This is a genomic window from Xanthomonas vasicola (assembly GCF_000772705.2).
Taxonomy (GTDB): Bacteria; Pseudomonadota; Gammaproteobacteria; order Xanthomonadales; family Xanthomonadaceae; genus Xanthomonas; species Xanthomonas vasicola.
This window is the reverse complement of sequence record NZ_JSBW02000081.1, coordinates 35,918-56,611: the sequence shown is the minus strand read 5'-3', so window position 1 is coordinate 56,611 and position 20,694 is coordinate 35,918. Positions and strand designations below refer to the sequence as shown.

Here is a 20,694-nt window from a genome sequence, read left to right as displayed (position 1 = left end):
CTCACGCCGCGTCCGCTTGCGCTTGCCGTTGTACTCCGCATCGCCGAAGGTCAGTTGCATCGTCGTTGTCCGTTGCGTCTGTGTGATTGTCGCAGGATCAAGGGGAGTTGTTCAGAGTTTCCCTAGAGGGTTCGAGACTGACCAAAAAACCCTCAGGGAGCGCGCTAACAGTCAGTTCGAGGGGGAGGTATCAAGCGAAGGCTTGCGCGAACTGACTCACTGGACCCTCCAGTTCCTGGGGTTGGGGGACTTTTTTGGTGAGATGGACCACCATCTTTTTCGCTTTCGCTCACAACCAATCAAGCCCGACAAACCCGAGTCGGAAGACGATCCGCTGAACAGCTTTTTGCTGGACGATCTTGCAGATGTCGCCGATGCGATCTCTAGAGGGGTGAAAAGCGAACCACTGGATCAGTACCTGCGTCATCACGATCCAAAGCCTCGCCTGCATGTGGACGATCAGCGTGCGTCGCTGCCATTGATGGGACGACTGATGCCGGATGCGTATGCCAGTAGCTGTTGGCCTACAGAACACCATTTGGGCCTAGTACATTCCCAACAGCTAGCAGTCAACACAATCCAGTCTACTCTTGCCGATGGTCACGGGCTGCTTGGCGTCAACGGCCCACCTGGTACGGGCAAGACGACGCTATTGCGCGACCTGATCGCAGCGATTATTACCAGCCGCGCCGATACGCTTGCCAAGCTACGTCGCGCATCAGATGCATTCGCGAGCGATGGACGCGAAGCTGCCAACGACGGTGGTAAGCAGCAATACAGTTACAAGCTCAATCCTGCACTTTATGGCTTTGAAATCGTGGTCGCTTCATCCAACAACGGTGCTGTGGAAAATGTCACGCTCGAACTGCCTCAGCGAGACAAGATTGATGAAAGCTGGTTGCCAGAAGCAGAGTACTTCGCCGAGCTGGGGGAGCTGGTCTCGGGCAAACCTGCTTGGGGATTGATTTCTGGGGCATTGGGGAGCAAGGCACGACGCAACAAGTTCGTCGATCGTTACTTCTATGGTCAGCTCCCGTTTGGCAGCGAAGGCAAGGCTGCTGCGGAGGTAGAAGACGAGACTGAGGTAGAGCCTGATGAGGAAGTCGACAACATTGTGGAGGCACTCTTTTCGACTCCCTCTGCTGAGACGGAACACGCTGACGATAGCGAGAACCAGAACGAAGATGCACCACCCGAGGAGGACAAGGGCCCGAAGGGTTTTTGGGGCTGGCTCAATGTGAGTGTAGAAGCGAATGCGGACCGCTCCCCAGAGCAACGTCAAGCGTTGTGGCAGCAAGCTGTCTCTGATTACGAGGCGGTCAAGGCGGAAGAACGCAAAGCATGCAATGACGCCAGTCGAATTCGTGAGCTGATCTTGGCTATTCTCAAAATCAGGAAGACGATTGCCGAAGACTCCGAAAAACTCCGAGCATTCGAACAGTCGCTGATTGAGGTAGCAAATAAACTCTCGCGCTTGGATAACGAGGAAGGTGGCCCCGCCAACATGGCGCTCAAGAAGTGTATTGACGCGCTTGAGAAGCTGCCAAAAAAGCCCGGTTTCTGGTCAAATTTATTCAGTCTCGGAAATGCTCGACGCGATTGGAGTACCGCTCGGGCACTGCTAGAAAGCCAGCATGACATCGCTAAGGCTGAGTTCGCGCGGATCACGCGCCTCACTCAACAACTCGATAGCGAAAAGGCCCAGGTGGAAGGAAAAATCGCTGAAGCGCGTCGAGTGCTTCAGGGATCGCAGCAGCAGGACAAAACGCTTACGAGCGATGCCTTTGAACTCGCAACCACTCATCAGGTTGACCATCTGCTCGCTTGGTTGAAAGACAATGCTATCGGGCGTGGGGATGTCATTGAACTGGCCGAGCCCTGGCGCATTGAAGGCTGGCGGAAGGCTCGGGCGCGGGTTTTCATCCAGGCATTGAAGCTCCACCGGACGTTTTTCGAGCTGGAAGCTTCAAGACTGCGCTCTAATTTGTTCATGATTAACGGGATGTTGGGTGGCTCACGCTTTCAAGGGATGTCGCGCGACGCAATCCGTTCAGCATGGGCTTCTTTGTTCATGGTCGTTCCAGTGTTGAGCAGCACTTTTGCATCATTCGCTCGTTCGTTTGGCTCATTGGGCGCAAGTGAAATTGGCTGGTTACTCGTGGATGAGGCTGGTCAGGCCGCTCCTCAAGCTGCAGTCGGTGCGCTATGGCGGTCCAGGCGTGCGTTGCTGGTTGGAGACCCTCTGCAACTCAAGCCCATAGTCACTGTCTCCGATGCAGTGCTAGAACACATGCGTACACGTTACGGCGTTGACGCGCACTGGATTCCCAACCAAAAATCTGCGCAGGTACTGGCCGACGAAGCCACCCCTTGGGGGCGCATGGCTGGGCCTGCCGGTGGCAAGTCTTGGGTAGGATTGCCACTGGTCGTGCATCGCCGCTGCGACAGGCCCATGTATGCACTCGCCAACCGTATCGCCTACGACGGAGCGATGGTGTATGGAACGATCGCGCCGCGCGCCGACAAAGAAACCCGCGCCAGTCTGCCGACAGGGTGGATACATATCAGTGGCACATCCGAAGGAAATTGGGTGCCTGCAGAAGGCCAAGTCTTACGAGACCTGCTCAAGCGGCTACATGGCGATGGCGTAGAGGCGAAAGATATTTCGGTCATCACTCCTTTCAAGGCTGTGCAGCAGAACCTAAAGCGCATGCTCCCAGGCAAGATGGTGTCCGGCACCATCCACACTATGCAGGGCAAAGAGGCGTCGGTCGTCATAGTCGTACTGGGGGGCAACACGGCAGGATCTGGCGCTCGCAACTGGGCTGTTTCGGAACCAAACCTGCTGAACGTGGCGGCGACGCGCGCCAAGCGGCGCCTCTATGTGATTGGCGACAGAAATGACTGGAAGCATCGCCCACTGGTTTGCGATGTCATGGATCTACTACCGCTTCAGGATATTCGGGCCCACGAGTAATGGGCTTTCACCGCAGCATAGGGGGATGGAATTTTCGCTTTACTGTGAGTAATTGCATGGACTTGACCAGTCGTTTGCATCGGATTTGACCAGTCCGCTGGCCGACTTTGACCGGCAGAAATCGGCCAGAAGCAGTCATCGAGTGACTAGTAAATAAGGGGATATTAATTATGATATTTGCGATTTCCAGAGATGGCCCTGTTGATCTGCCAGCTCGTGCAAACCAGCCTGTCGAGGGCCCCGAGAAGGCCACTTCTTAATCCCAACATGCTGACATGAATAACGGAAATTCGATCATGAGTGAAGAGTGGATTCTCCAGACCAAGGAAACCCGCAGGGTATTTTCTAACGCGGCGTGGGTTCCTTTGAGAGCTACAGTTGAGAGCAAGAAAGGGGATGTAAAAGAGGTAGGCCATGTCAGTGAATATTTCGGCTGTGGCTCCGTAGCATTCCCACCAGAGCATCGCCAGCGGGTTGAGGAGCGTCTTGGATGGAGCGACATAGGCATTGGGCACACGGTGGCGCCTTATGCTTACGAAGATGGATATTATGCGTCCATTGACCAATATCAATACAACGATAAAGAGCCAATAGGTGTCAATCTAGTTTACGAACACCCGCAACCTGTTGTCGGTGGCAGAAAATGGATACTAAGCCCTGATCTGGTAGTCGCGCTGCACTTGGTTAAAGAGGGCAACAACTGGGTCAGACCTGAAGAAAACTTCGTTGTGGTAGTCCGCGAGACAGTGAGTGAAGATGGCGAACATCGTCAGATAGAAATAAAAAGAGAATTTTTACTTGACTATCTAGCAGCCAGAAATCTGTCGCTCCGCCTTGCATACTACAGACAGAGGGTCGAAAACGTCACCGTCTTCGAGGACAGCGCATATTCAAATTTGCAGCCTCACAATGAGGAAAGAGATAACGGAAAATTCTCCCTAGTCGTTCGCAAGCTTGATGACGTATTCGGGGGAAGCTGGGCGATGTTTCGAGCCTGGCGAACGGATGTAGATGAGGATGAGGACGCCCCAGTGATGGGCCCTGAGAATGACTCGAACACTGACCATGAAAGTTCAAAAGGGCGTCGTGGAGGCTATACAGGTGTGCGGGTAGAGGGGGAGTTTTGGCGTGAGGAATGGATAGACCACCAATCAAGAAGCCTACGCGTTCGTGGAGATGCAGATCCGAACCTCCCGCAATTCATCGTGGAAACCGATGGAGCGCGAATGAGATCAGCAGAGCTTGATAACGAGGACATAGGCCGCTGGCTATGGTTTCGAGCCAGCGCTGTAAATGAGCTTCTGAATAGCCGGGGATTCAAGTTAGAGTGGTACACGGCTGAAACTGGAGCTATTAATTCGACGTCAGGATATAAAACTCATTTCGGGATAAACAGTTCGGACCTTATCACCGTATATGCTTATGACATCGCACGACTCGCCCCATGGGAGCAGCATGTTTGGGCGGGCCATAATATTGCTCCTGAAGGAAAGGTTTCGAGTGAACTGCTAGACGCACAGATCAGGGCCGACGTCCCCCCAATTTTGAGTAGCACCTCAGTTTGGAGTCCAATTCCCTACCCCAAGGAGATTGGACGTGAAGAAGCGTTTTTCCGAAGAACAGATCATCGGCTTCCTGCGCGAAGCCGAAGCGGGCATAGCGATCAAGGACTTATGCCGGCGGCATGGCTTCAGTGAGGCCTCGTACTATCTGTGGCGCAGCAAATTCGGCGGCATGAGCGTGCCCGACGCCAAGCGGCTCAAGGACCTTGAGGCCGAGAACGCGCGGCTAAAGAAGTTGCTGGCCGAGCAGTTGTTCGAGAACGACCTGATCAAGGATGCGTTGCGAAAAAAGTGGTGAGCGCACCGGCGCGTCGTGCGCTGGTGCGCGAGTGGATCGGGCGTGGTGCTAGCGAGCGTCGTGCCTTGGCGGCGATTGGCATGAGCGCCAGCGCGCTGCGCTATTGCCCACGCCAAGACCGCAATGGCGAACTGCGCGAGCGCATTCTTGCGTTGGCGCATCGCCATCGCCGCTACGGCGTGGGGATGATCTATCTCAAGCTGCGACAGGAAGGACGCCTGGTGAACTACAAGCGCGTGGAGCGGTTGTATCGCGAGCAGCAGCTACAAGTGCGGCACCGCAAGCGCAAGAAGGTACCGGTTGGCGAGCGTCAGCCGCTGCTGCGGCCAGCGCAGGCCAACCAGGTCTGGTCGATGGACTTCGTGTTCGACCGCTCCGCCGACGGCCGAGTGATCAAGTGTCTGGTGATCGTGGACGACGCAACGCACGAGGCGGTCGCCATCGAGGTGGAACGCGCGATCTCCGGGCACGGCGTTGCGCGCGTGCTGGATCGGTTGGCACACAGTCGCGGCCTGCCGCAGGTGATCCGCACCGACAACGGCAAGGAGTTTTGCGGCAAAGCGATGGTTGCCTGGGCGCATGACCGGGGTGTGCAGCTACGGCTCATCCAGCCGGGCAAACCAAACCAGAACGCCTACGTCGAATCGTTCAACGGCCGGCTGCGCGACGAATGCCTCAACGAACACTGGTTCCCAACGCTGCTGCATGCACGCACCGAGATCGAACGCTGGCGACGCGAATACAACGAGGACCGACCTAAGAAAGCAATTGGCGGCATGACGCCGTCCGCTTATGCCCAACATCTGGCAAACACCGATATCATCAACCCCGGACTCTAAACGCGGCCGCTACTCAGGGCGGGGGGACGTCGGGGCGAAACCGGCGTCAACATATGCAGTTGAAGAAATGTTTTTCGGAAGCATGAGGCTTTTGGCCGACGGCTTCAGGCATAAATATGGAATATCTCTTTTCACCCATGAGATTGATGACGCCGAAGCGGGGCAGCAAATATCCAGGTTTGCAAGCAAAGACAGAGCGTCCCTACTCAGGTTAGCCAAGGACATCATTCGCGTATTCTCGGACAGGCTCAACATAACCGAGCTACGCAAGCTTTCTACACACCAAGAGAAAGCCAAACTCGGCTCAAACAAGTTACTCCAAAGTATTTTGGCTGATAAAATTGGAGACAACAAAGCTAGGCAAGTATTTGCTGAGATTGCCGGTTCTTATGATATGCGAGTGGGAGATGCACACCCTACTGGCTCAAAGGTTACAGACGCGATCAAGCTCGCTGGCGTCGATGAAGAAAACTCGCCATTGCGGCAAGGAGAGCAACTCATCCACAACGTTGGGCAGTCGATTTGGTACACAGGGAAATTCTTGTTCGGCGAGACTGATGACTTGGACGAACAGCAATGACTGCTTCTGGCCCGTTAGCAGCCCTTAACGAAGGCCTGCTTCGGGTAGACTCCAGCCGGTCGAGGGCATGCAGTGAGCCGGTCAAGTCTCGCGCAACGCGTAGTCACGTCGAATGCAAATGACTGGTCAGTGGTAATGCAAACGGTGGTCAAGTGGAATGCAATTCCCCAACTAGTTGAATTATGCACTATTACTCACTTTTTACGGTGTGATCATGGCGCCACGAAACGAAGAGCTTGCTGCATTGTATGAGTTACTTGAAGAGATGACTCTTGCCGAGGACAAACACTTTTCCTCTTTGTCATCTGAATGGCTGAATAAAATCGAAAAATGGCTGATGATCAGTTTCTTGATCACGATTCTGGTATTTCTATGTTTTGCAGCGTGGTATCGCTATGGTCCAGATGCGCCAGTCGTGCAGATGATCGGTGCAATGCAGGTTAGCAATTGGGTCCTACTTTTAATTGCACTGCTTTACTTTGGCACCCTCAGCATTGGGTTCTATCAATTCTTTCGGCAACACCGGAGAAAAAGCTCTGCACTTATATTGAAACGGTTGGAAAGCGATCTTTTGGACGATGCGCAGTTTCTCGGAAGGCTAGCTGAATTTGACAAAATAACCCTTGAATATGGATTGCTACAATATAAGCATCGCTGGAGTACTGTTGACGGACGAGTCTCGCTCCTGGTCGGTGATATTCGAAAAATCGGTATCTTCCCAGCTTTTGCAGCTGCCGCAATCTCTGTCACTATCCTAGCCAAGCAAGACAGTAGTTTCATGCTGTGGGCGCCCTTGATCCTGGCCTGTTGCTTTTATCTGATCGCCTTCTATGCGACCGGTAGACGGGAACGCCCCGATCAGGTGATAGCTCTGCTGGAGCTGGTTACTCGTCACGCGAAACAACACGATTTAACAGTAAAACCCTAGAGCAGAATAACTTAGGCAATACAATGAACAGTAATAGTCGTTTTGATGGTGCGTAATTAAGGCTGACTCCTTGCATGTGTCACAGTGAATTTTTTAACTCGAGATCTTCGAAAGCTTAGCCACCTGATTTGCTGGATTCAATAGTACGGATGTGCTATGGGCAGCCCGAGCCAAGCCATCTATGTTAATCAAGCAGTTCAGCTTCCGAAGTGAGTGGGTTTAGAAGAAGTTGAGATATGTGCAGCTTGCATGTCGACTTGTTTGATTGTTCAGTGCCAGCATTTCAATGGTATTTATACTAGATATCCTATTTTGAGTTGATGAGCATCTCGTCGACATATCATGAATTGCGTCAGGAAATTCATCGCTAACCTACGCGATTATACGAGCCAGCAACCGAATCAACCTTGCCCTCTGCTGTTGGCACAGATGATTGTGACTGTTAAGGAGTCTTGCGGATGGAGCTGCGACATCTGCGCTGCTTTGTGGTATTAGCCGAGGAACTGCACTTCACAAGAGCAGCTGAACGCCTCCATATCGAACAATCTCCTTTATCCAGGACTATCAAGGAACTGGAAGACGACTTGGGCGCTTTACTGTTCAACCGTGATCGAAGAGGAACGCGGCTGACCGATGCTGGCAAAACATTTCTCTTGGACGTACGCCGTTTATTTACCACTTTGGATCAGGCCCGAGAAAATGTGAAGGCGGTTTCCGCGGGCTTCCGGGTAAGTATGCGGATTGCAGTATCTGACGGAGCGATCGATTCCAGATTATCTGATCTTCTTGCACGTTGTCGCGAGGAGGAGCCTGATGTTGAAATTCGCCTCACAGAAGTCACGCTCTCTGAGCTCCTCCATGGACTAAGGTCGGGAGACTTCACCATTGGGCTCTCACACACAGAAGAGGTTGGCGATGGCATTGTTGCTGAACCCATTTGGCATGCACGAATGGTTGCAGTGATACCAGCCCGTCATCCGCTACTCGCTTTCAAAGAAGTGCCCATCGAAGAACTTCTCCGCGCCCCATTGATCATGTGGAACCACCAAGCCTATGAGGGCTACGATAAGGCCTTTACAAAGCTGTTGCGAGGCTTGGATGAGAAACCGAACGTCATCGAGCGCGCAGCTTCGCTCGACGTTATGCTAGCTCTAGTTGCGGCTGGTTACGGGATTGGCCTCGCATCTGGCGCGAAGCTGGAACCGTGCAAGCATTCTGATATCGTCATCCGTCCATTGGCAAATCAATCAGCGGTGATTACGACGTACATGCTGAAAGCTGCCAGTGCTGCGCCTTCAATCTCTGTGGATCGCTTCACAACACGTTTGAAAGATAGAAATTAGATAATCGGGACAATCAAATCGAACACCTCACCCTTCTGAGTCAGCGTACAAAATGCTTTCAGTAGCAGTCATCAGGTTGGCTGCACTGTCGTTCAATGCGATGGATACCCGCAAAATCAGCGCCAATGTAGGCATGTGTTGCCCCCGCTCGATCTTTCCCATGTGAGAGCGCTCAATGCCGGCGAGGGTTGCCAGCTCTTCTTGAGATATGTCGCGCGCAATCCGTGCGGCACGTACAGCCTTCCCGAACGCAATCGCCGGCTCAGCTTCATAGGTGGTGGCGCCCACTGGGCGTCCTGGTTTCATTGTGCGCTTCTGCATCGGCAAAAGCGTTACGCATTAAGCTTAACTAAACCACGTTAAACTTAACTCTATGCATGATGTTTGGTGACTTTTTCCTTACATACTCCGGAGGGGCAGACCATGAACCAGAATTGTTGCTCGCAATTCATCAGAGTTGCCGTCGCTCCAGCAGTGCTGTCCCCAGAGTTGGCTGATCTCCTTGCGCTTCAGCGAACAGAAGAGCCTGAAACACCTGTGCTACTGCAAGAGGTCACCCAGGACGTGCTCACGACTAGCATCCTCGGAGGAACCTACGATCTAGGCATCGGTTGGCCGGTATCCACCCTTGCCCTGGCCGTCCTGCCACTGTGGCGCGACCGATTAGCCATCGCTTTGCCCGCTCGGTCCCCACTGCTGGCACAGCATGCTATTTCATTACAGGTATCACTCAGTTACCCCCTGATTTGTTGGCATCCGAATCCTTGTGTTGAAGGGCTTGATACGGAGGCAGAAACGGATGATGGAAGCGCTCATCTATGCCGCATTGCAGTCACATCCTTCGATCTTCTGACGGTACTCGTTGCGGCTGGCTATGGCATCGGTATTGCGCCGCAGAGCTACATAGTCAGGGCCCGCAATCGAGGTATCGTCATGCGTCAGATCCTCGGCACTCCTCGATGGGTTTACACCTGTCTTTTTCGATCGGCAAATGCTCTATCACCTGCAGTTGAAAGGTTTGTCGAGCGAGCGTCACGGGTAGCGATGTCCACGGAAAACAAGCGCTCTTGGTGAAGAAAGGAGCGTGATTTGATAGACCGTTTATGGCGTTGTCGTGCATCGCTGCTCTCGGCAAAGAGGTTACAGCGAAGGCGAACTCGGCCGCTCCCGCGCTTCTTGGTCCGAAATCTGGTAAAGAGGTTGCTGCTGTGCGCGCTCCCCTACTGATTCACTGCTTTGCAGCGTTCGCACCTTTTCGAAAGACTGGTCGCCCATGATGGTCCGAACGATCGCGAGCACGTTGGTCGGCGTGACTACATCAATCGCTGCGCGATCACCAAGATCCGTGTGCGGTCGGGTCAGCATTCGGAACAGGTCCCACGAGTCCGCTCCTTGGCACTGATTCATGAGGACCTGGGTCAGCTTGTGCTTGAGTGGCACCAGTTGCCAATCGGGAACACGCTGCCCTCGATTACCCAGGCTAATGGACAGCAGCTTGCCTGCCTTCAGTTCGCGGCTGATCTGGTCCTTGGACTTACCGGCCAGCTTGCCGAACAGCGGCACCGGCAGACAGCAAGGCGACTCGTACATGGCCAGCATTTCCTCACGCTCGCGCTGGATTGCGGACGCTTCCGGTTCCGGCGTTCGAGTGGGGGGCGGAGGCACCTGCGACAGCCGCTGGAAGGTAGTTGCCTCAGTACTTGGCACCACAACGATCGGCGTGGACGACACGGCGGCTTTAGCAGAAACAGCGGCGGTGGCCGCCGGCTCTTCCGCCATCGCTGGCACCCCTTCGATATGGATGGTTAGATGTGCACTGGCAGCTTCCACTTGGCCCTGTTCGAGCAGGTCAAGACGGTCGGCCCAATCCTGCATCATCCGGCGGCGCGGCTCGACATACTTGGCGTGGTTGTAGGCCGAACTCACCTTGTTCGGATCGGAGTGCGAAAGCTGCGCGTCCACCCAAATCTTGGGATAGCCGATCTCGTTGAGCGCCGTAGAAATCGTTCCCCGAATGCCATGGCCGGTCAGTTGGGCGTCATAGCCCATTCGTTTCAAGGCAGCGTTGAGGGTGTTCTCACTGATGCGCTTCTTGAGTTCGCTGCGGTGCGCCAGCAGATGCGTCTGGGCAGGCCGCATTACGCCCAGGAGGTAGCGCACGATCTCGACCGCCTGGACAGACAGAGGCACGATGTAAGGCGGTATGTCATGCGGGCGCTTGCCGGCCTTGCGCATCTCGTCTTGAAGCTGCTTGACGATCTGCGGCGGAATAATCCACAGACCGCGGTCGAGGTCGAACTGGTCCGGTGTAGCCAGTCGCAGTTCGCCGGTGCGCACCCCGGTCAGGAACAGCAGTCGAATGCCGAGTTGCGTTTGCCAGCCACGCGGGTTGTAGAGCCTGAGCTTCTGGAGGAAGTCGGGCAGTTCGGGCAGACGCAGGTAGGGGTTGTGGCTCACCGGCGGCTTGGGCTCGGCCACCACGTCGAGGTCTGTGGCCGGATTGGCCTCCATGCCCTCGACAATGACCAGGGCGTAGCGGAACAACTGGCTCAGCCAAGTGCGGACCTTCTCGGCAGTGGTGAAAGCCTTGCGCCGCTCGATCCTCGCCAGGACGCCCAGGAGTTGAGGTCGGCGAATGTCGTAGATCGACATCCTCTCAAGGCTGGGCAGCACGTCCTTTCCGAAGATTCTCTGGATCTGCGACAGCGTGCTGTTTCTGCCTTCTTTGAGTTCCTTCGCGCGATGCTCGACCCAGGCATCGAAGACGGCCTTAAACGTGTAGTCCGAGGCTAGCTTGATAGCGCGTCGCTTCTGTTTGCGGTCAGCATGGGGATTGATGCCCTTCGCCACGAGCGCTCGGGCTTCATCACGCAAGGTGCGTGCTTCGCGCAGTCCGACCTCGGGGTAGTTGCCCAATGAGATGCGCTTTTGCTTGCCGAGCCAGTAGTAGCGCAGATGCCACGATTTGCCGCCGGTGGGGGCGACTACAAGGCCGAGGCCGTCAGTGTCAGGGATGCTGTAGGTTTTCTCGGCGGCCTTGGCTTGCCGCACGGTCAGATCAGAGAGTGCCATCATTAAACTCCTAAGTCATGAGACTTAGGCTCAATGCTGCTGGTCATCCCGATCCAACCCCAGCAACAACCCGGAACCGGCACCACCCACATTCTTTGGCCTCAATTTTGGCCTCAAAAACGCTGGCTGTTGGTGGATGTCCGTGGCGTTTGCTGGAGTGAAAAAAGGAGCCGAAGCTCCTCTTTTCAACGACCTACAGATGCCAGTGGAAGTCTGTAGATCAATATTTGGAGCGGGAAACGAGACTCGAACTCGCGACCTCAACCTTGGCAAGGTTGCGCTCTACCAACTGAGCTATTCCCGCTTGGGAGGCGAAATTCTACAGCGAACAGCATAGCTGTCAACTGTTGCTTTCGATTTTTTTCGGCTTGCTGCTGATCGCTGCTTTTTCATCGGCGCGCAGGCTTGGCCAAGCGGCCTGCAAATACTGGAAACCCGACCACAGTGTCAGCAATGCGGCAATCGCCAGCGTCCAGTAACCGGCGCGGAAAATCAGGTTGCCCAGCCAGATTTCATGCGTGGGCATCTGTCCCGGCGTGACCGAGTACAACAAACAAAGTAAGGCGACCATTTGCGCGGTGGTCTTGATCTTGCCGATCGCCGCCACACGCACCTTGGCGCGCTGGCCGATCTCGGCCATCCACTCGCGCAGTGCAGAGACGGCAATTTCGCGCCCGACGATGACCGCAGCCCAGAACGCCATCCACGGCGTGGGGTGGCCTTGCACGATCAGGAACAGGGCCACTGCGACCATCAACTTGTCGGCAACCGGGTCGAGGAACGCGCCGAATGCGGAATACTGGTGATAACGCCGCGCGACCCAGCCATCCAGCCAGTCGGTGATGGCGGCCAGCGCGAACACGCCAGCGGATGCAAAATTCGTCCACGTGTACGGCAGGTAGAACACCACGACCAACACCGGGATCATCAAGATCCTCAGCAGTGTCAGCCACGTGGGGATGGTCAACTTCATTACGGACTTGCCTCGCCTGCCGCATCGGGAAGCGCCAGCCCGTGCAGGTTAGCGTAGATTCGCGCAGCAAGTGCGGCATTGACCCCCTCCACCCGTGCAATCTCGGCCTCACCGGCGGCTTTGAGGCCGACCAGTCCGCCGAAATGCTTGAGCAGGCTCGCGCGGCGCCGCGGGCCGATGCCGGGGATATCCTCGAGCTTGCTGGTCATACGCGCCTTCTGCCGGCGCCCACGGTGGCCGGTGATCGCAAAGCGGTGCGCTTCGTCACGTACCTGCTGGATGAATTGCAGCGCCGGCGACGCCGCGCCCGGCCGCAGCTCGCGACCGTCGGCCAGGATCAGCGCCTCGTGCCCTGCCCGGCGCTCTTCGCCCTTGGCCACACCAAGCAGCAACACGTTCTCGACCCCCAGGTCGGCCAGCGCAGCCTGCGCCTGCGCCAGCTGGCCGGCGCCGCCGTCGATCAGTAGTAAGTCGGGGAGCACGCCGTTCTCTTCGACCGCGCGACGGAAGCGGCGCTCGATCGCCTGTCGCATGGCTGCGTAATCGTCGCCCGGGGTGATGCCGGAAATATTGAAGCGTCGATACTGGCCACGTACCGGGCCGCTGGCATCGAACACCACGCACGAGGCGACGGTCGCCTCGCCCATGGTGTGGCTGATGTCGAAGCACTCCACGCGTTTGACTGGCTCGGCCAGCCCAAGCATCTCGCGCAAGGCTTCGCTGCGCGCATGCTGCGCGCTCTGGCTGGTGAGCTCGGTGACCAGGGTCAGCTGCGCGTTGCGCGTGGCCAGCAGCAGATAGCCGGCACGCTCGCCGCGCACGTTCCACTTCAGCGCCACCTTGTGTTCGGCAGCGGTACTGAGCGCGGCTTCGATCAGTTCGGCTTCCGGAATTTCGCGGTCGAGCAAGATCTCGCGCGGCGGCGAGTGCTCGGCGTAGTACTGCGAGACGAACGCGCCGAGGATTTCGTCGGCACTGTCTTCGCCATTGGTCTTTGGAAAAAACGAGCGCGTACCGAGATTACGGCCATCGCGAAAACTCAGCAGCAACACGCAGGCCTGGCTGGATTGCGTTGCGCAGGCCAGCACATCCAGATCGGCTGCGCGGCCATCAACGTACTGGCGGTTCTGCATGCTGCGCAACGAGGACAGCAGATCGCGTAGACGCGCCGCACGTTCGAATTCGAGCGCTTCGCTGGCCTGTTGCATCGATTGCATGATCTCTTCGCCGAGCCGATCGCTCTTGCCTTCGAGAAACATGGTGGCGCGACGCACCGATTCTGCGTAATCCGGTGCCGCCACCAAGTCGACGCACGGTCCGCTGCAACGGCCAATCTGATACTGCAGGCAAGGCCGCGAGCGATTGCGGAACACGCTGTCTTCGCAGCTGCGCAGCTTGAACAACTTGTGCATCAAACTGAGCGTTTCGCGCACGCCCGTCACGCCCGTATAGGGACCGAAATAACGCCCCTGCACCGCACGCGGACCGCGGTGCAAGGCGATGCGGGGCCAATCCTCGCGTGTCAGCAAAACGTATGGGTAGCTTTTGTCGTCGCGCAACGAGACGTTGTAGCGTGGCGACAGCGACTTGATCAGCTGGTTTTCCAGCAGCAGTGCTTCGGCTTCGCTGCGGGTGACAGTGACATCCATGCGCGCAACCTGCGACAACATCGAGGTCAGCCGGGCATTTTTCGGCGTGCCGTTGAAATAGCTGCCCACGCGCTTGCGTAACGCGCCGGCCTTGCCGACGTACAGCAAGGTGTCGTCGCCCGCATACATGCGGTAGACACCAGGCGCGGTGCTCAGTTGCGCAGCAAACGCTTTTCCATCGAAATCGCTTTGGGGCCTTGCGCTCATTCGTCTATCGAAACATCACTCAGTGCGCCGCTTGCAAGGTCGTACCGCAAGATGGCGTGTGCATCGGTTTCTGCGATCCAGACCGCTCCGGCAGCGACCGCGAGGCCAGCTGGGCCATGCAAGCGGCGCGGCAACTCGACCGTGGTCAATTCACCGCCCCCTAAACGCAGGCAGCGCAGGCGGCCATTGCCGGTGTCGGCGATCCATAGCAGCGGCGAATCGGCCGCCAGTGCGATGGCCTGTGGGAATTGCAGACGCGCGGTGCTGCGCGGGCCGTCTTGATCGCCAAACTGCCAGGTGCCCTGCCCGCCGACCAAGGTCTGCACCAGATCGCCGCGCAATTGCATGGTGCGGATCGACGAGCCCAGCCCGTCGCACACATAGGCCATTTGTTGCACCGAGGCCAAACCGGCCGGCTGTGCGAAAGCTGCGAAATGGCCACTGCCGTCGCGCGTTTCAAGTGCACCGGTGCCTGCGCGCGCGTTCAGCGCGGCGCGGCCCAGGTGATAACTCCAGATGCGGTTATCGCCAGCCATGGCGATCAACACCTGGTTATCGGCGATGGCCAGGCCTTGCGGGTAGTTCAGCGCAGACGCGCCAGCGGACGCCAGCGGGCCTTCGACCGGCTCGCCGGAGCGACCGGTACCACACAAGGTGTCCACCTGCCCGCTGCGCAGGTTGATGCGACGTAGCGCGTGATTGCCGGTGTCGGCGACGTACAACTGATCGCGCTCCAGCGCCAAGCCCTGCGGACGCCGGAATGCCGCTTCGCCGACGCCGCCGTCGATGAGATCGGCATTGCCATGCCCAAACTGGCGCAATACGCGTCCGCTGTGCGTGCACTCAAGCACGCGGTGGTGGCCGGTATCGGCGACATACAAGCGGTCTTCCGTCGCGGCCAGTCCGGTCGGAAAACGCAACGCCAGATGCGGCTCGGGACCGCGCTCGGCCACGCCGTGCAGGTCGGCATCCGATGGCGGCTGCTGGCCTTCGCACAGCGATGTCAGCGCCTTGTCCAGATCGCCGGTGACGCCTACCAGGCGCTGCCGTTCGCGGCCGTAGGCATCTAGCAGCACCAGCGTAGGCCAGGATTCAATACCGAAGCGGCGCCAGGTTTCCCAGTCCTTGTCGAGCAGGATCGGCGCACTCACGCCATGCCCGCGCAGTTGTTTCAACGCGCGTTGCGGCACGCGTTCGCTGTCGAAACGCGGCACCTGCACCACGATCACCTGCAGCCGGCCAGGGCTTCGCGCCTGCCAGTGCGCCAGCTCGGCCAGGCGCTCGGCGCACCACACCGAACTGGCATTGACGAACGCCAGCACCAGCGCACGGCCGCGGTGCTCCTGCAGTGTGGATGGCCTGGCATTGAGCCAAGTGGGAAATTCCGGCAGTTCCTGGGTGAGCTGGGCATTCATGCGTTAATTATGCCCAAGCGCGATTAGCCGCGGGTGAGCCTGGCCACGGTCAGGCGCGCGGCAGCATCGACCAGCTGCCATCCCTGCTCGAAGTCATCCATGCTGCCGGTATACGGGTCGGGGATGTCATCGCGCTCGTCGATGCCGGCCCAGGGCAGCCACAGGGCCACCTTGTCGCGCTGCGCTGCCGGGGCGAGCCGCTGCAGATCGCGCAGATTGTTGCCATCTGCGCACAACAGCCAATCGAAATGCTCGAAATCCGAACGCGTCACCTGACGTGCGCGAAGACCCGAAATATCCACGCCATGGCCACGCGCGCAGCGGATTGCGCGCGGATCCGGCGGATCGCCGGCATGCCAGTCGCCGGTGCCGGCCGAATCGACCTCGATGCGCCGCGACAGCCGCGCCTGATCCAGTTGCGCACGCAAGGCGCCCTCGCCCATCGGCGAGCGGCAGATATTGCCCAGACAGACGATCAGCAGCTTCATGCCGACGCCACCCGCGTCTGTGCACGGACGAGGTCGTCCGGGGTGTCGATGCCCGGCGGAAACGGCTCGGGCGTCACTGCCACGGCAATGCGATAGCCGGCTTCCATCACGCGCAATTGTTCCAGCGATTCGATGCGCTCCAGCATGCCGGGCGGCATTGCCGCAAAGCGATGCAGGAAGCCGGCGCGATAGGCGTAGATGCCGATGTGGCGCAGCCACTGACCTGCTGCAGGCACGCTGTCGCGCTGGCTGGCGAAGCTGTCGCGGTGCCAGGGAATCGGCGCGCGGCTGAAATACAGCGCATCGCCGGCGGCCGTACGCACCAGCTTCACCACGTTGGGATCGAACAGGTCGTGCGCGTTATCCACCGGCGCGGCCAGCGTGGCCATCTCGGCACCGGAGTGCTGCAGCAGATCGGCAACCGCGCGAATACCGGCAGCCGGCGCGAACGGTTCGTCGCCTTGCAGATTGACTACGCAGGTCTGTTCATCCCAACCGGCAATGCGTGCGCATTCGGCAAGGCGGTCAGTGCCGGAGAGATGCGTCGTGCCGGTCATCGCTACATGCACGCCGGGCAGATGTTCGATCGCTTCGGCGATGCGCGCATCGTCAGTGGCCACCCACACCGCGTGCGCGCCCGCCAGCAATGCGCGCTCGGCAACGTGCTGGATCATCGGGCGATCGCCGATCCGTTGCAGCGGCTTACCCGGCAGACGCGTGGAGGCGTAACGAGCCGGAATGGCGACGACGAAATTAGCAGGTGTTGTGGGTGTCATACGTGCGCGCTCTGGTGTGCAGTAGAAAGTGGAGAAGCGAGAGAACCGAATCGCCGGCTGTCTCCGTGTGATTGAGCGAAGTCGCGGTAGTCAGTTGGAGCCGCGATGTGCTACGTCGGGACTGAAGCGCCGTTGTATGCGTTGCTCGCAACCATGCGCACCGAAATTCCTAAGTGGGCCGTTGCCTGAGCGCTGCAAAATTTTGTGCAGCACGGCTCTGCATCAGAGCCCGCAGGAACGTAATCAAAGCCGGGCCTTCGAAGGTAGGCGGGCAAGAACCTAGTGCAGCCAAGCCAAAGCTCACCATTGCACGCGCAGCCCTCACACGCCCTGCCGGCTCGCCAATTTGTTCAGCCGGTCCAACAGGCTCACCCAGAACGCGGCCGGCAGCTCCGCCTTGAGCGGCACGCTGTACAACCACTCGTCCGCAAACGGACGACATTTCACTGCATCTTTTTCCGTCATCAGCACCGGCAGGCGGCTGCCGAAGCTGAAATCTGCAGCGTGATAGACGTGATGATCCGGAAAGGCATGCGGCACCACGCCGATGCCACGCGCACGCAACATCGCGAAGAAGCGTTCCGGGTGCGCGATACCTGCCACCGCATGCACGCGTTGTCCGGCAAGCATGCTCAGCGGCTGCGCACGTTTGCCGTCCATCGGCTGCACGCTGTCGATGCTCAAGCGCATCTGCCACTCGCCGAACCCCGCATCATCCGGCGCCTGCGGCACTGCGGTGGCACTGGCCTGACCGAGATTGACCACGCGGAAGTCGCAATCGCGCGCGCGCGCAACCGGTTCGCGCAGCGGCCCGGCAGGCAACAAACGTCCGTTGCCATAACGTCTCTGGCCATCAACCACTTCGATCTCGACATCACGCGCCAGACGGTAGTGCTGCAAGCCGTCATCGCAGATCACGATGTCGCAGCCCGCCTCGACCAGTGCGCGTGCAGCAGCAAGCCGGTCGCTATCGACGCGTACGCGTGCACCAGTTTTCCAGGCGATCAGCACCGGCTCATCGCCGCCAAGCGCCACCGGCGTGTCTGCCTCGACCCATCGCGCGGTACCAGCGTCATCGCGGCCGTAGCCACGGCTGGCCACACCAGGCGTCCAGCCGGCTTCCTGCAGCTTCGAAACCAAAGCAATCGTCAGCGGTGTCTTGCCGGTGCCGCCGGCAGTCACGTTGCCGACCACGATCACCGGCACCGGAACGCCGTGGCGCTTGCGCCAACCGCGGCGATACAGCGCCCGTCGCAACGCGATTGCAGCGCCATAGACCGGCGCCAGGATGCGCGCCGGCAAGGGGATCGGCGTGTTGTCGTACCAGTAACCCGGGGTGCGAGTGCCGCGCTTGCTCATGCTTGCCGTTCGCGGAACTGCATGCCGTGCAGGTGCGAATACAAGCCGCCCTGCGCCAGCAATTCGTCATGGGTGCCGCGCTCGACGATCCGGCCCTGGTCCATCACCAGTACCTGATCGGCATGCTCGATGGTGGACAGACGATGCGCGATCACCAGCGTGGTGCGGTCCGGCATCAGTTTGTGCAAGGCGTCCTGCACCAAACGTTCGGATTCGTTGTCCAGCGCGGCGGTGGCTTCGTCCAGAATCAGGATCGGCGCGTCCTTGAGCATTGCGCGTGCGATCGCCAGACGCTGGCGCTGGCCGCCGGACAGGCGCCCACCCTTAGTGCCGACGTGTGACTGCAAGCCTTCGGGCAGTTGCGCCACAAATTCCATCGCGTTGGCGCCCAGAATCGCGCGTTCCAGCTGGCTGGCATCGGCATTGCGCATTTCGCCGAACGCCACGTTGTCGGCGATGCTGCCATCGAACAGCATCACCTGCTGGCCGACGAGTGCTATCTGCCGGCGCAGATCCGCCAATGCGTATGCCTGCACCGGGTGGCCGTCGAGCAGGATATGCCCGGCCTCGGCTTCGTAAAATCGTGGAATCAACTTGATCAGGCTGGATTTGCCGCTGCCCGAGCGCCCAACGATCGCGGTGACCGTGCCCGGCTGCGCGATGAAGCTGACATCGGCCAAGGCCGGATTAACCTGGCCCGGGTAACGCGCGGTGACGTCGCGAAATTCGATCAAGCCCTTGGCACGCGTCAGCGGCACGGTGCCTTGATCCGGCTCGTCCGGGCTATCAAGCACCGAGAACAGACGCTCCGCCGATGCCAGGCCACGCTGCACCATGTTCTGCACATTGGTGAGCTGCTTGAGGCCGGGAATAATCGTCAGCATCGAAGTCATCAGCACGACGAAATCGCCGGCCGTCAGGCGCCCGGCCAGTGCCTGTGCACCGGCCACGAACAACAATGCCGACAAGCCAATCGCGCCGATCATCTGCACCGTGGCGGTGGAAATGCCGCGCGTGGATTCGACCTTCATTGCCAGGCGCAGATTGCGATCGGCTAGCGCGCCGTAGCGCTCCATCTCGGTCTGCTGGGCGCCGTAGATCTTGACCTCCTGATGGCTGGACAAGGTCTGGTCGGCGGCCTGCAACAGCTGCGCGCCGCTTTCCTGGATGCTGTGGCTGATACGCCGATAACGCCGCGCGACCTTGTCCATTACCCAGGCCAGCACCGGGGCCAGCACCAGAATGGTCAACGTCACCTGCCAGCTATGCCACAGCATCAGCGCCAAGGCGCCGATGACTTGCAGCGACTGTTGGATCATCACTTTGACCGCATCCACCGCAGCCTGCGCCACCTGGTCAGAATCCGAACCCAACCGTATCAGCATCGACGGCACCGGCTCGGAATCGAAGCGCGACCCGGGCAGACGTAGATACTTCGCCATTACCTTGATGCGCAGATCGCGCGCGATGCTGCGCGCGGATTTTCCCATCGCCATGTCGGTGATGTAGCCAGCGATGCCACGCACCACGAACAACAGGATGATCTGCACCGGCAGCCAACGACTGACTTCGGCGTTCTTGTAGATGAAGGTCTCGTCGGTGATCGGCTTCATCAATGCCAGAAAACCGGTGGTACCGGCCGCTTCGATCAATGCGGCGATCAATGCGGCGACCAGCAGCAGCCGATACGGCTTGGCGAATGCCAACAGGCGACGGTACGTGCGCCAGGGTGAGACTGGCGCCGGGCGGTCGGTGGAGTTGGTCACTGGCGGGTTCCGTTGCTGCTTGTCTTTCCGGTCGTGCTGGTGGCGCCGGCCGGGGGCGCGGTGGCAATCGCGATACGTCGAAAGCCGAGCTGGCCCAGCGCATCCTGCGCGGTAACTACAGCCTGATACGGCGTGCGTGCATCGGCGCGCATCAACACGGTCTGTTGGCGATCGTCGCCGGCAATCTGCGCGATGGTCTGCTTGAGCGAATCCACGTCCGAGCGCAGCACTTCCTGGTCGTTGATGAAATAACGCCCATCGGCGTTGACCAGCACGCTCAACGAACGCGGCGGCGTGCTGGTGTGTTGGTCGCTGGCGGTCGGCAGCTGTAATTGCAGCGTGGAGCGTGCGTCGAAGGTCGTGGTCACCACGAAAAAGATGATGAGGACGAGGATGACGTCAATCAATGGCACCAGGTCGATATGTGGTTCATCCTGGCTTCGGTCGCTGCCGATGCGCATC

The 20,694-nt window shown here is 58.6% G+C and carries 17 protein-coding genes and 1 tRNA gene; 7 read left to right on the top strand and 11 right to left on the bottom strand.

Features of this window, described 5'->3' with window-relative positions; genetic code table 11:
* Window positions 1–202: 202 nt before the first annotated feature.
* The 6 genes from NX05_RS18920 (at window position 203) to NX05_RS18895 (ending at window position 8,527) form a co-directional block, all read left to right on the top strand.
* A complete protein-coding gene (locus NX05_RS18920) occupies window positions 203–2,977 on the top strand; it encodes a DEAD/DEAH box helicase (protein ID WP_230597755.1) in 2,775 nt (924 codons plus the stop codon).
* Window positions 2,978–3,252: 275 nt separating this feature from the next.
* Entirely contained in the window at window positions 3,253–4,674 is a 1,422-nt protein-coding gene (locus tag NX05_RS23185) for a hypothetical protein (RefSeq protein ID WP_207895305.1), read from the top strand.
* Window positions 4,574–5,676, top strand: a protein-coding gene (locus tag NX05_RS18910) for an IS3-like element IS1389 family transposase (RefSeq protein ID WP_089504421.1) whose coding sequence is annotated in 2 segments (ribosomal slippage) — window positions 4,574–4,832 and window positions 4,832–5,676 — 1,104 coding nt in all. Because the reading frame shifts where the segments join, the coding sequence is not laid out codon by codon here. Before NX05_RS23185 ends, NX05_RS18910 begins: the two co-directional genes overlap by 101 nt.
* Window positions 5,677–5,758: 82 nt before the next feature.
* On the top strand, window positions 5,759–6,256 hold the full coding sequence (locus NX05_RS18905) for a hypothetical protein (RefSeq protein WP_216746016.1): 498 nt from the start codon (window positions 5,759–5,761) through the stop codon (window positions 6,254–6,256).
* Between the two features lie 175 nt (window positions 6,257–6,431).
* Window positions 6,432–7,184, top strand: coding sequence for a hypothetical protein (locus NX05_RS18900; protein ID WP_253956544.1), 753 nt, complete (start codon window positions 6,432–6,434; stop codon window positions 7,182–7,184).
* Between the two features lie 458 nt (window positions 7,185–7,642).
* Window positions 7,643–8,527, top strand: a complete 885-nt coding sequence (locus NX05_RS18895) for a LysR family transcriptional regulator (protein ID WP_039434963.1) — start codon at window positions 7,643–7,645, stop codon at window positions 8,525–8,527.
* A gap of 27 nt (window positions 8,528–8,554) precedes the next feature.
* On the opposite strand, the gene NX05_RS18890 is transcribed toward NX05_RS18895, so the two are convergent.
* The gene (locus tag NX05_RS18890; protein WP_039434960.1) at window positions 8,555–8,848 is read right to left on the bottom strand and encodes a helix-turn-helix domain-containing protein; all 294 of its coding nucleotides are present in this window, start codon (window positions 8,846–8,848) and stop codon (window positions 8,555–8,557) included.
* A 102-nt stretch (window positions 8,849–8,950) separates the two neighbouring features.
* Between NX05_RS18890 and NX05_RS23180 the strand changes: the two genes are divergently transcribed.
* On the top strand, window positions 8,951–9,601 hold the full coding sequence (locus NX05_RS23180; protein ID WP_080764594.1) for a LysR substrate-binding domain-containing protein: 651 nt from the start codon (window positions 8,951–8,953) through the stop codon (window positions 9,599–9,601).
* A 66-nt stretch (window positions 9,602–9,667) separates the two neighbouring features.
* Here NX05_RS23180 and NX05_RS18885 read toward each other — a convergent pair whose 3' ends face one another.
* The 10 genes from NX05_RS18885 to NX05_RS18840 all read right to left on the bottom strand — a co-directional run bounded on the left by NX05_RS18885 (window position 9,668) and on the right by NX05_RS18840 (window position 20,693).
* Window positions 9,668–11,602, bottom strand: a complete 1,935-nt coding sequence (locus tag NX05_RS18885; RefSeq protein ID WP_039434956.1) for a tyrosine-type recombinase/integrase — start codon at window positions 11,600–11,602, stop codon at window positions 9,668–9,670.
* A gap of 225 nt (window positions 11,603–11,827) precedes the next feature.
* Window positions 11,828–11,903, bottom strand: a tRNA-Gly gene (locus tag NX05_RS18880).
* A gap of 36 nt (window positions 11,904–11,939) precedes the next feature.
* Complete coding sequence (gene pgsA / locus NX05_RS18875) at window positions 11,940–12,572, bottom strand: CDP-diacylglycerol--glycerol-3-phosphate 3-phosphatidyltransferase (RefSeq protein ID WP_010373338.1); 633 nt, start codon at window positions 12,570–12,572, stop codon at window positions 11,940–11,942.
* The gene (gene uvrC, locus NX05_RS18870) at window positions 12,572–14,428 is read right to left on the bottom strand and encodes an excinuclease ABC subunit UvrC (RefSeq protein WP_039434953.1); all 1,857 of its coding nucleotides are present in this window, start codon (window positions 14,426–14,428) and stop codon (window positions 12,572–12,574) included. The genes pgsA and uvrC overlap by 1 nt, the downstream gene beginning before the upstream one ends.
* A complete protein-coding gene (locus tag NX05_RS18865) occupies window positions 14,425–15,843 on the bottom strand; it encodes a nhl repeat protein (RefSeq protein ID WP_039434951.1) in 1,419 nt (472 codons plus the stop codon). The genes uvrC and NX05_RS18865 overlap by 4 nt, the downstream gene beginning before the upstream one ends.
* Window positions 15,844–15,866: 23 nt before the next feature.
* Window positions 15,867–16,331: a low molecular weight protein-tyrosine-phosphatase gene (locus tag NX05_RS18860; protein WP_017121444.1), complete on the bottom strand. Its 465-nt coding sequence runs from the start codon at window positions 16,329–16,331 to the stop codon at window positions 15,867–15,869.
* Complete coding sequence (gene kdsB / locus NX05_RS18855; RefSeq protein WP_039434948.1) at window positions 16,328–17,107, bottom strand: 3-deoxy-manno-octulosonate cytidylyltransferase; 780 nt, start codon at window positions 17,105–17,107, stop codon at window positions 16,328–16,330. Before kdsB ends, NX05_RS18860 begins: the two co-directional genes overlap by 4 nt.
* Window positions 17,108–17,428: 321 nt before the next feature.
* On the bottom strand, window positions 17,429–18,466 hold the full coding sequence (gene lpxK, locus NX05_RS18850; protein ID WP_039434946.1) for a tetraacyldisaccharide 4'-kinase: 1,038 nt from the start codon (window positions 18,464–18,466) through the stop codon (window positions 17,429–17,431).
* Window positions 18,463–20,232: a lipid A export permease/ATP-binding protein MsbA gene (gene msbA / locus NX05_RS18845; RefSeq protein WP_039434945.1), complete on the bottom strand. Its 1,770-nt coding sequence runs from the start codon at window positions 20,230–20,232 to the stop codon at window positions 18,463–18,465. Before msbA ends, lpxK begins: the two co-directional genes overlap by 4 nt.
* Window positions 20,229–20,693, bottom strand: a complete 465-nt coding sequence (locus tag NX05_RS18840; protein ID WP_039434943.1) for an ExbD/TolR family protein — start codon at window positions 20,691–20,693, stop codon at window positions 20,229–20,231. Before NX05_RS18840 ends, msbA begins: the two co-directional genes overlap by 4 nt.
* Window position 20,694 lies beyond the last annotated feature (1 nt).

Bases quoted from the DNA above. Each gene is read 5' to 3' on its own strand.
- NX05_RS18865 (WP_039434951.1), bottom strand. From the start codon at position 15,843: ATGAATGCCCAGCTCACCCAGGAACTGCCGGAATTTCCCACTTGGCTC.
- NX05_RS23185 (WP_207895305.1), top strand. From the start codon at position 3,253: ATGAATAACGGAAATTCGATCATGAGTGAAGAGTGGATTCTCCAGACC.
- NX05_RS23180 (WP_080764594.1), top strand. From the start codon at position 8,951: ATGAACCAGAATTGTTGCTCGCAATTCATCAGAGTTGCCGTCGCTCCA.
- NX05_RS18885 (WP_039434956.1), bottom strand. From the start codon at position 11,602: ATGATGGCACTCTCTGATCTGACCGTGCGGCAAGCCAAGGCCGCCGAG.
- NX05_RS18840 (WP_039434943.1), bottom strand. From the start codon at position 20,693: ATGCGCATCGGCAGCGACCGAAGCCAGGATGAACCACATATCGACCTG.
- lpxK (WP_039434946.1), bottom strand. From the start codon at position 18,466: ATGAGCAAGCGCGGCACTCGCACCCCGGGTTACTGGTACGACAACACG.
- uvrC (WP_039434953.1), bottom strand. From the start codon at position 14,428: ATGAGCGCAAGGCCCCAAAGCGATTTCGATGGAAAAGCGTTTGCTGCG.
- NX05_RS18895 (WP_039434963.1), top strand. From the start codon at position 7,643: ATGGAGCTGCGACATCTGCGCTGCTTTGTGGTATTAGCCGAGGAACTG.
- kdsB (WP_039434948.1), bottom strand. From the start codon at position 17,107: ATGACACCCACAACACCTGCTAATTTCGTCGTCGCCATTCCGGCTCGT.
- NX05_RS18905 (WP_216746016.1), top strand. From the start codon at position 5,759: ATGAGGCTTTTGGCCGACGGCTTCAGGCATAAATATGGAATATCTCTT.
- pgsA (WP_010373338.1), bottom strand. From the start codon at position 12,572: ATGAAGTTGACCATCCCCACGTGGCTGACACTGCTGAGGATCTTGATG.
- NX05_RS18860 (WP_017121444.1), bottom strand. From the start codon at position 16,331: ATGAAGCTGCTGATCGTCTGTCTGGGCAATATCTGCCGCTCGCCGATG.
- NX05_RS18890 (WP_039434960.1), bottom strand. From the start codon at position 8,848: ATGCAGAAGCGCACAATGAAACCAGGACGCCCAGTGGGCGCCACCACC.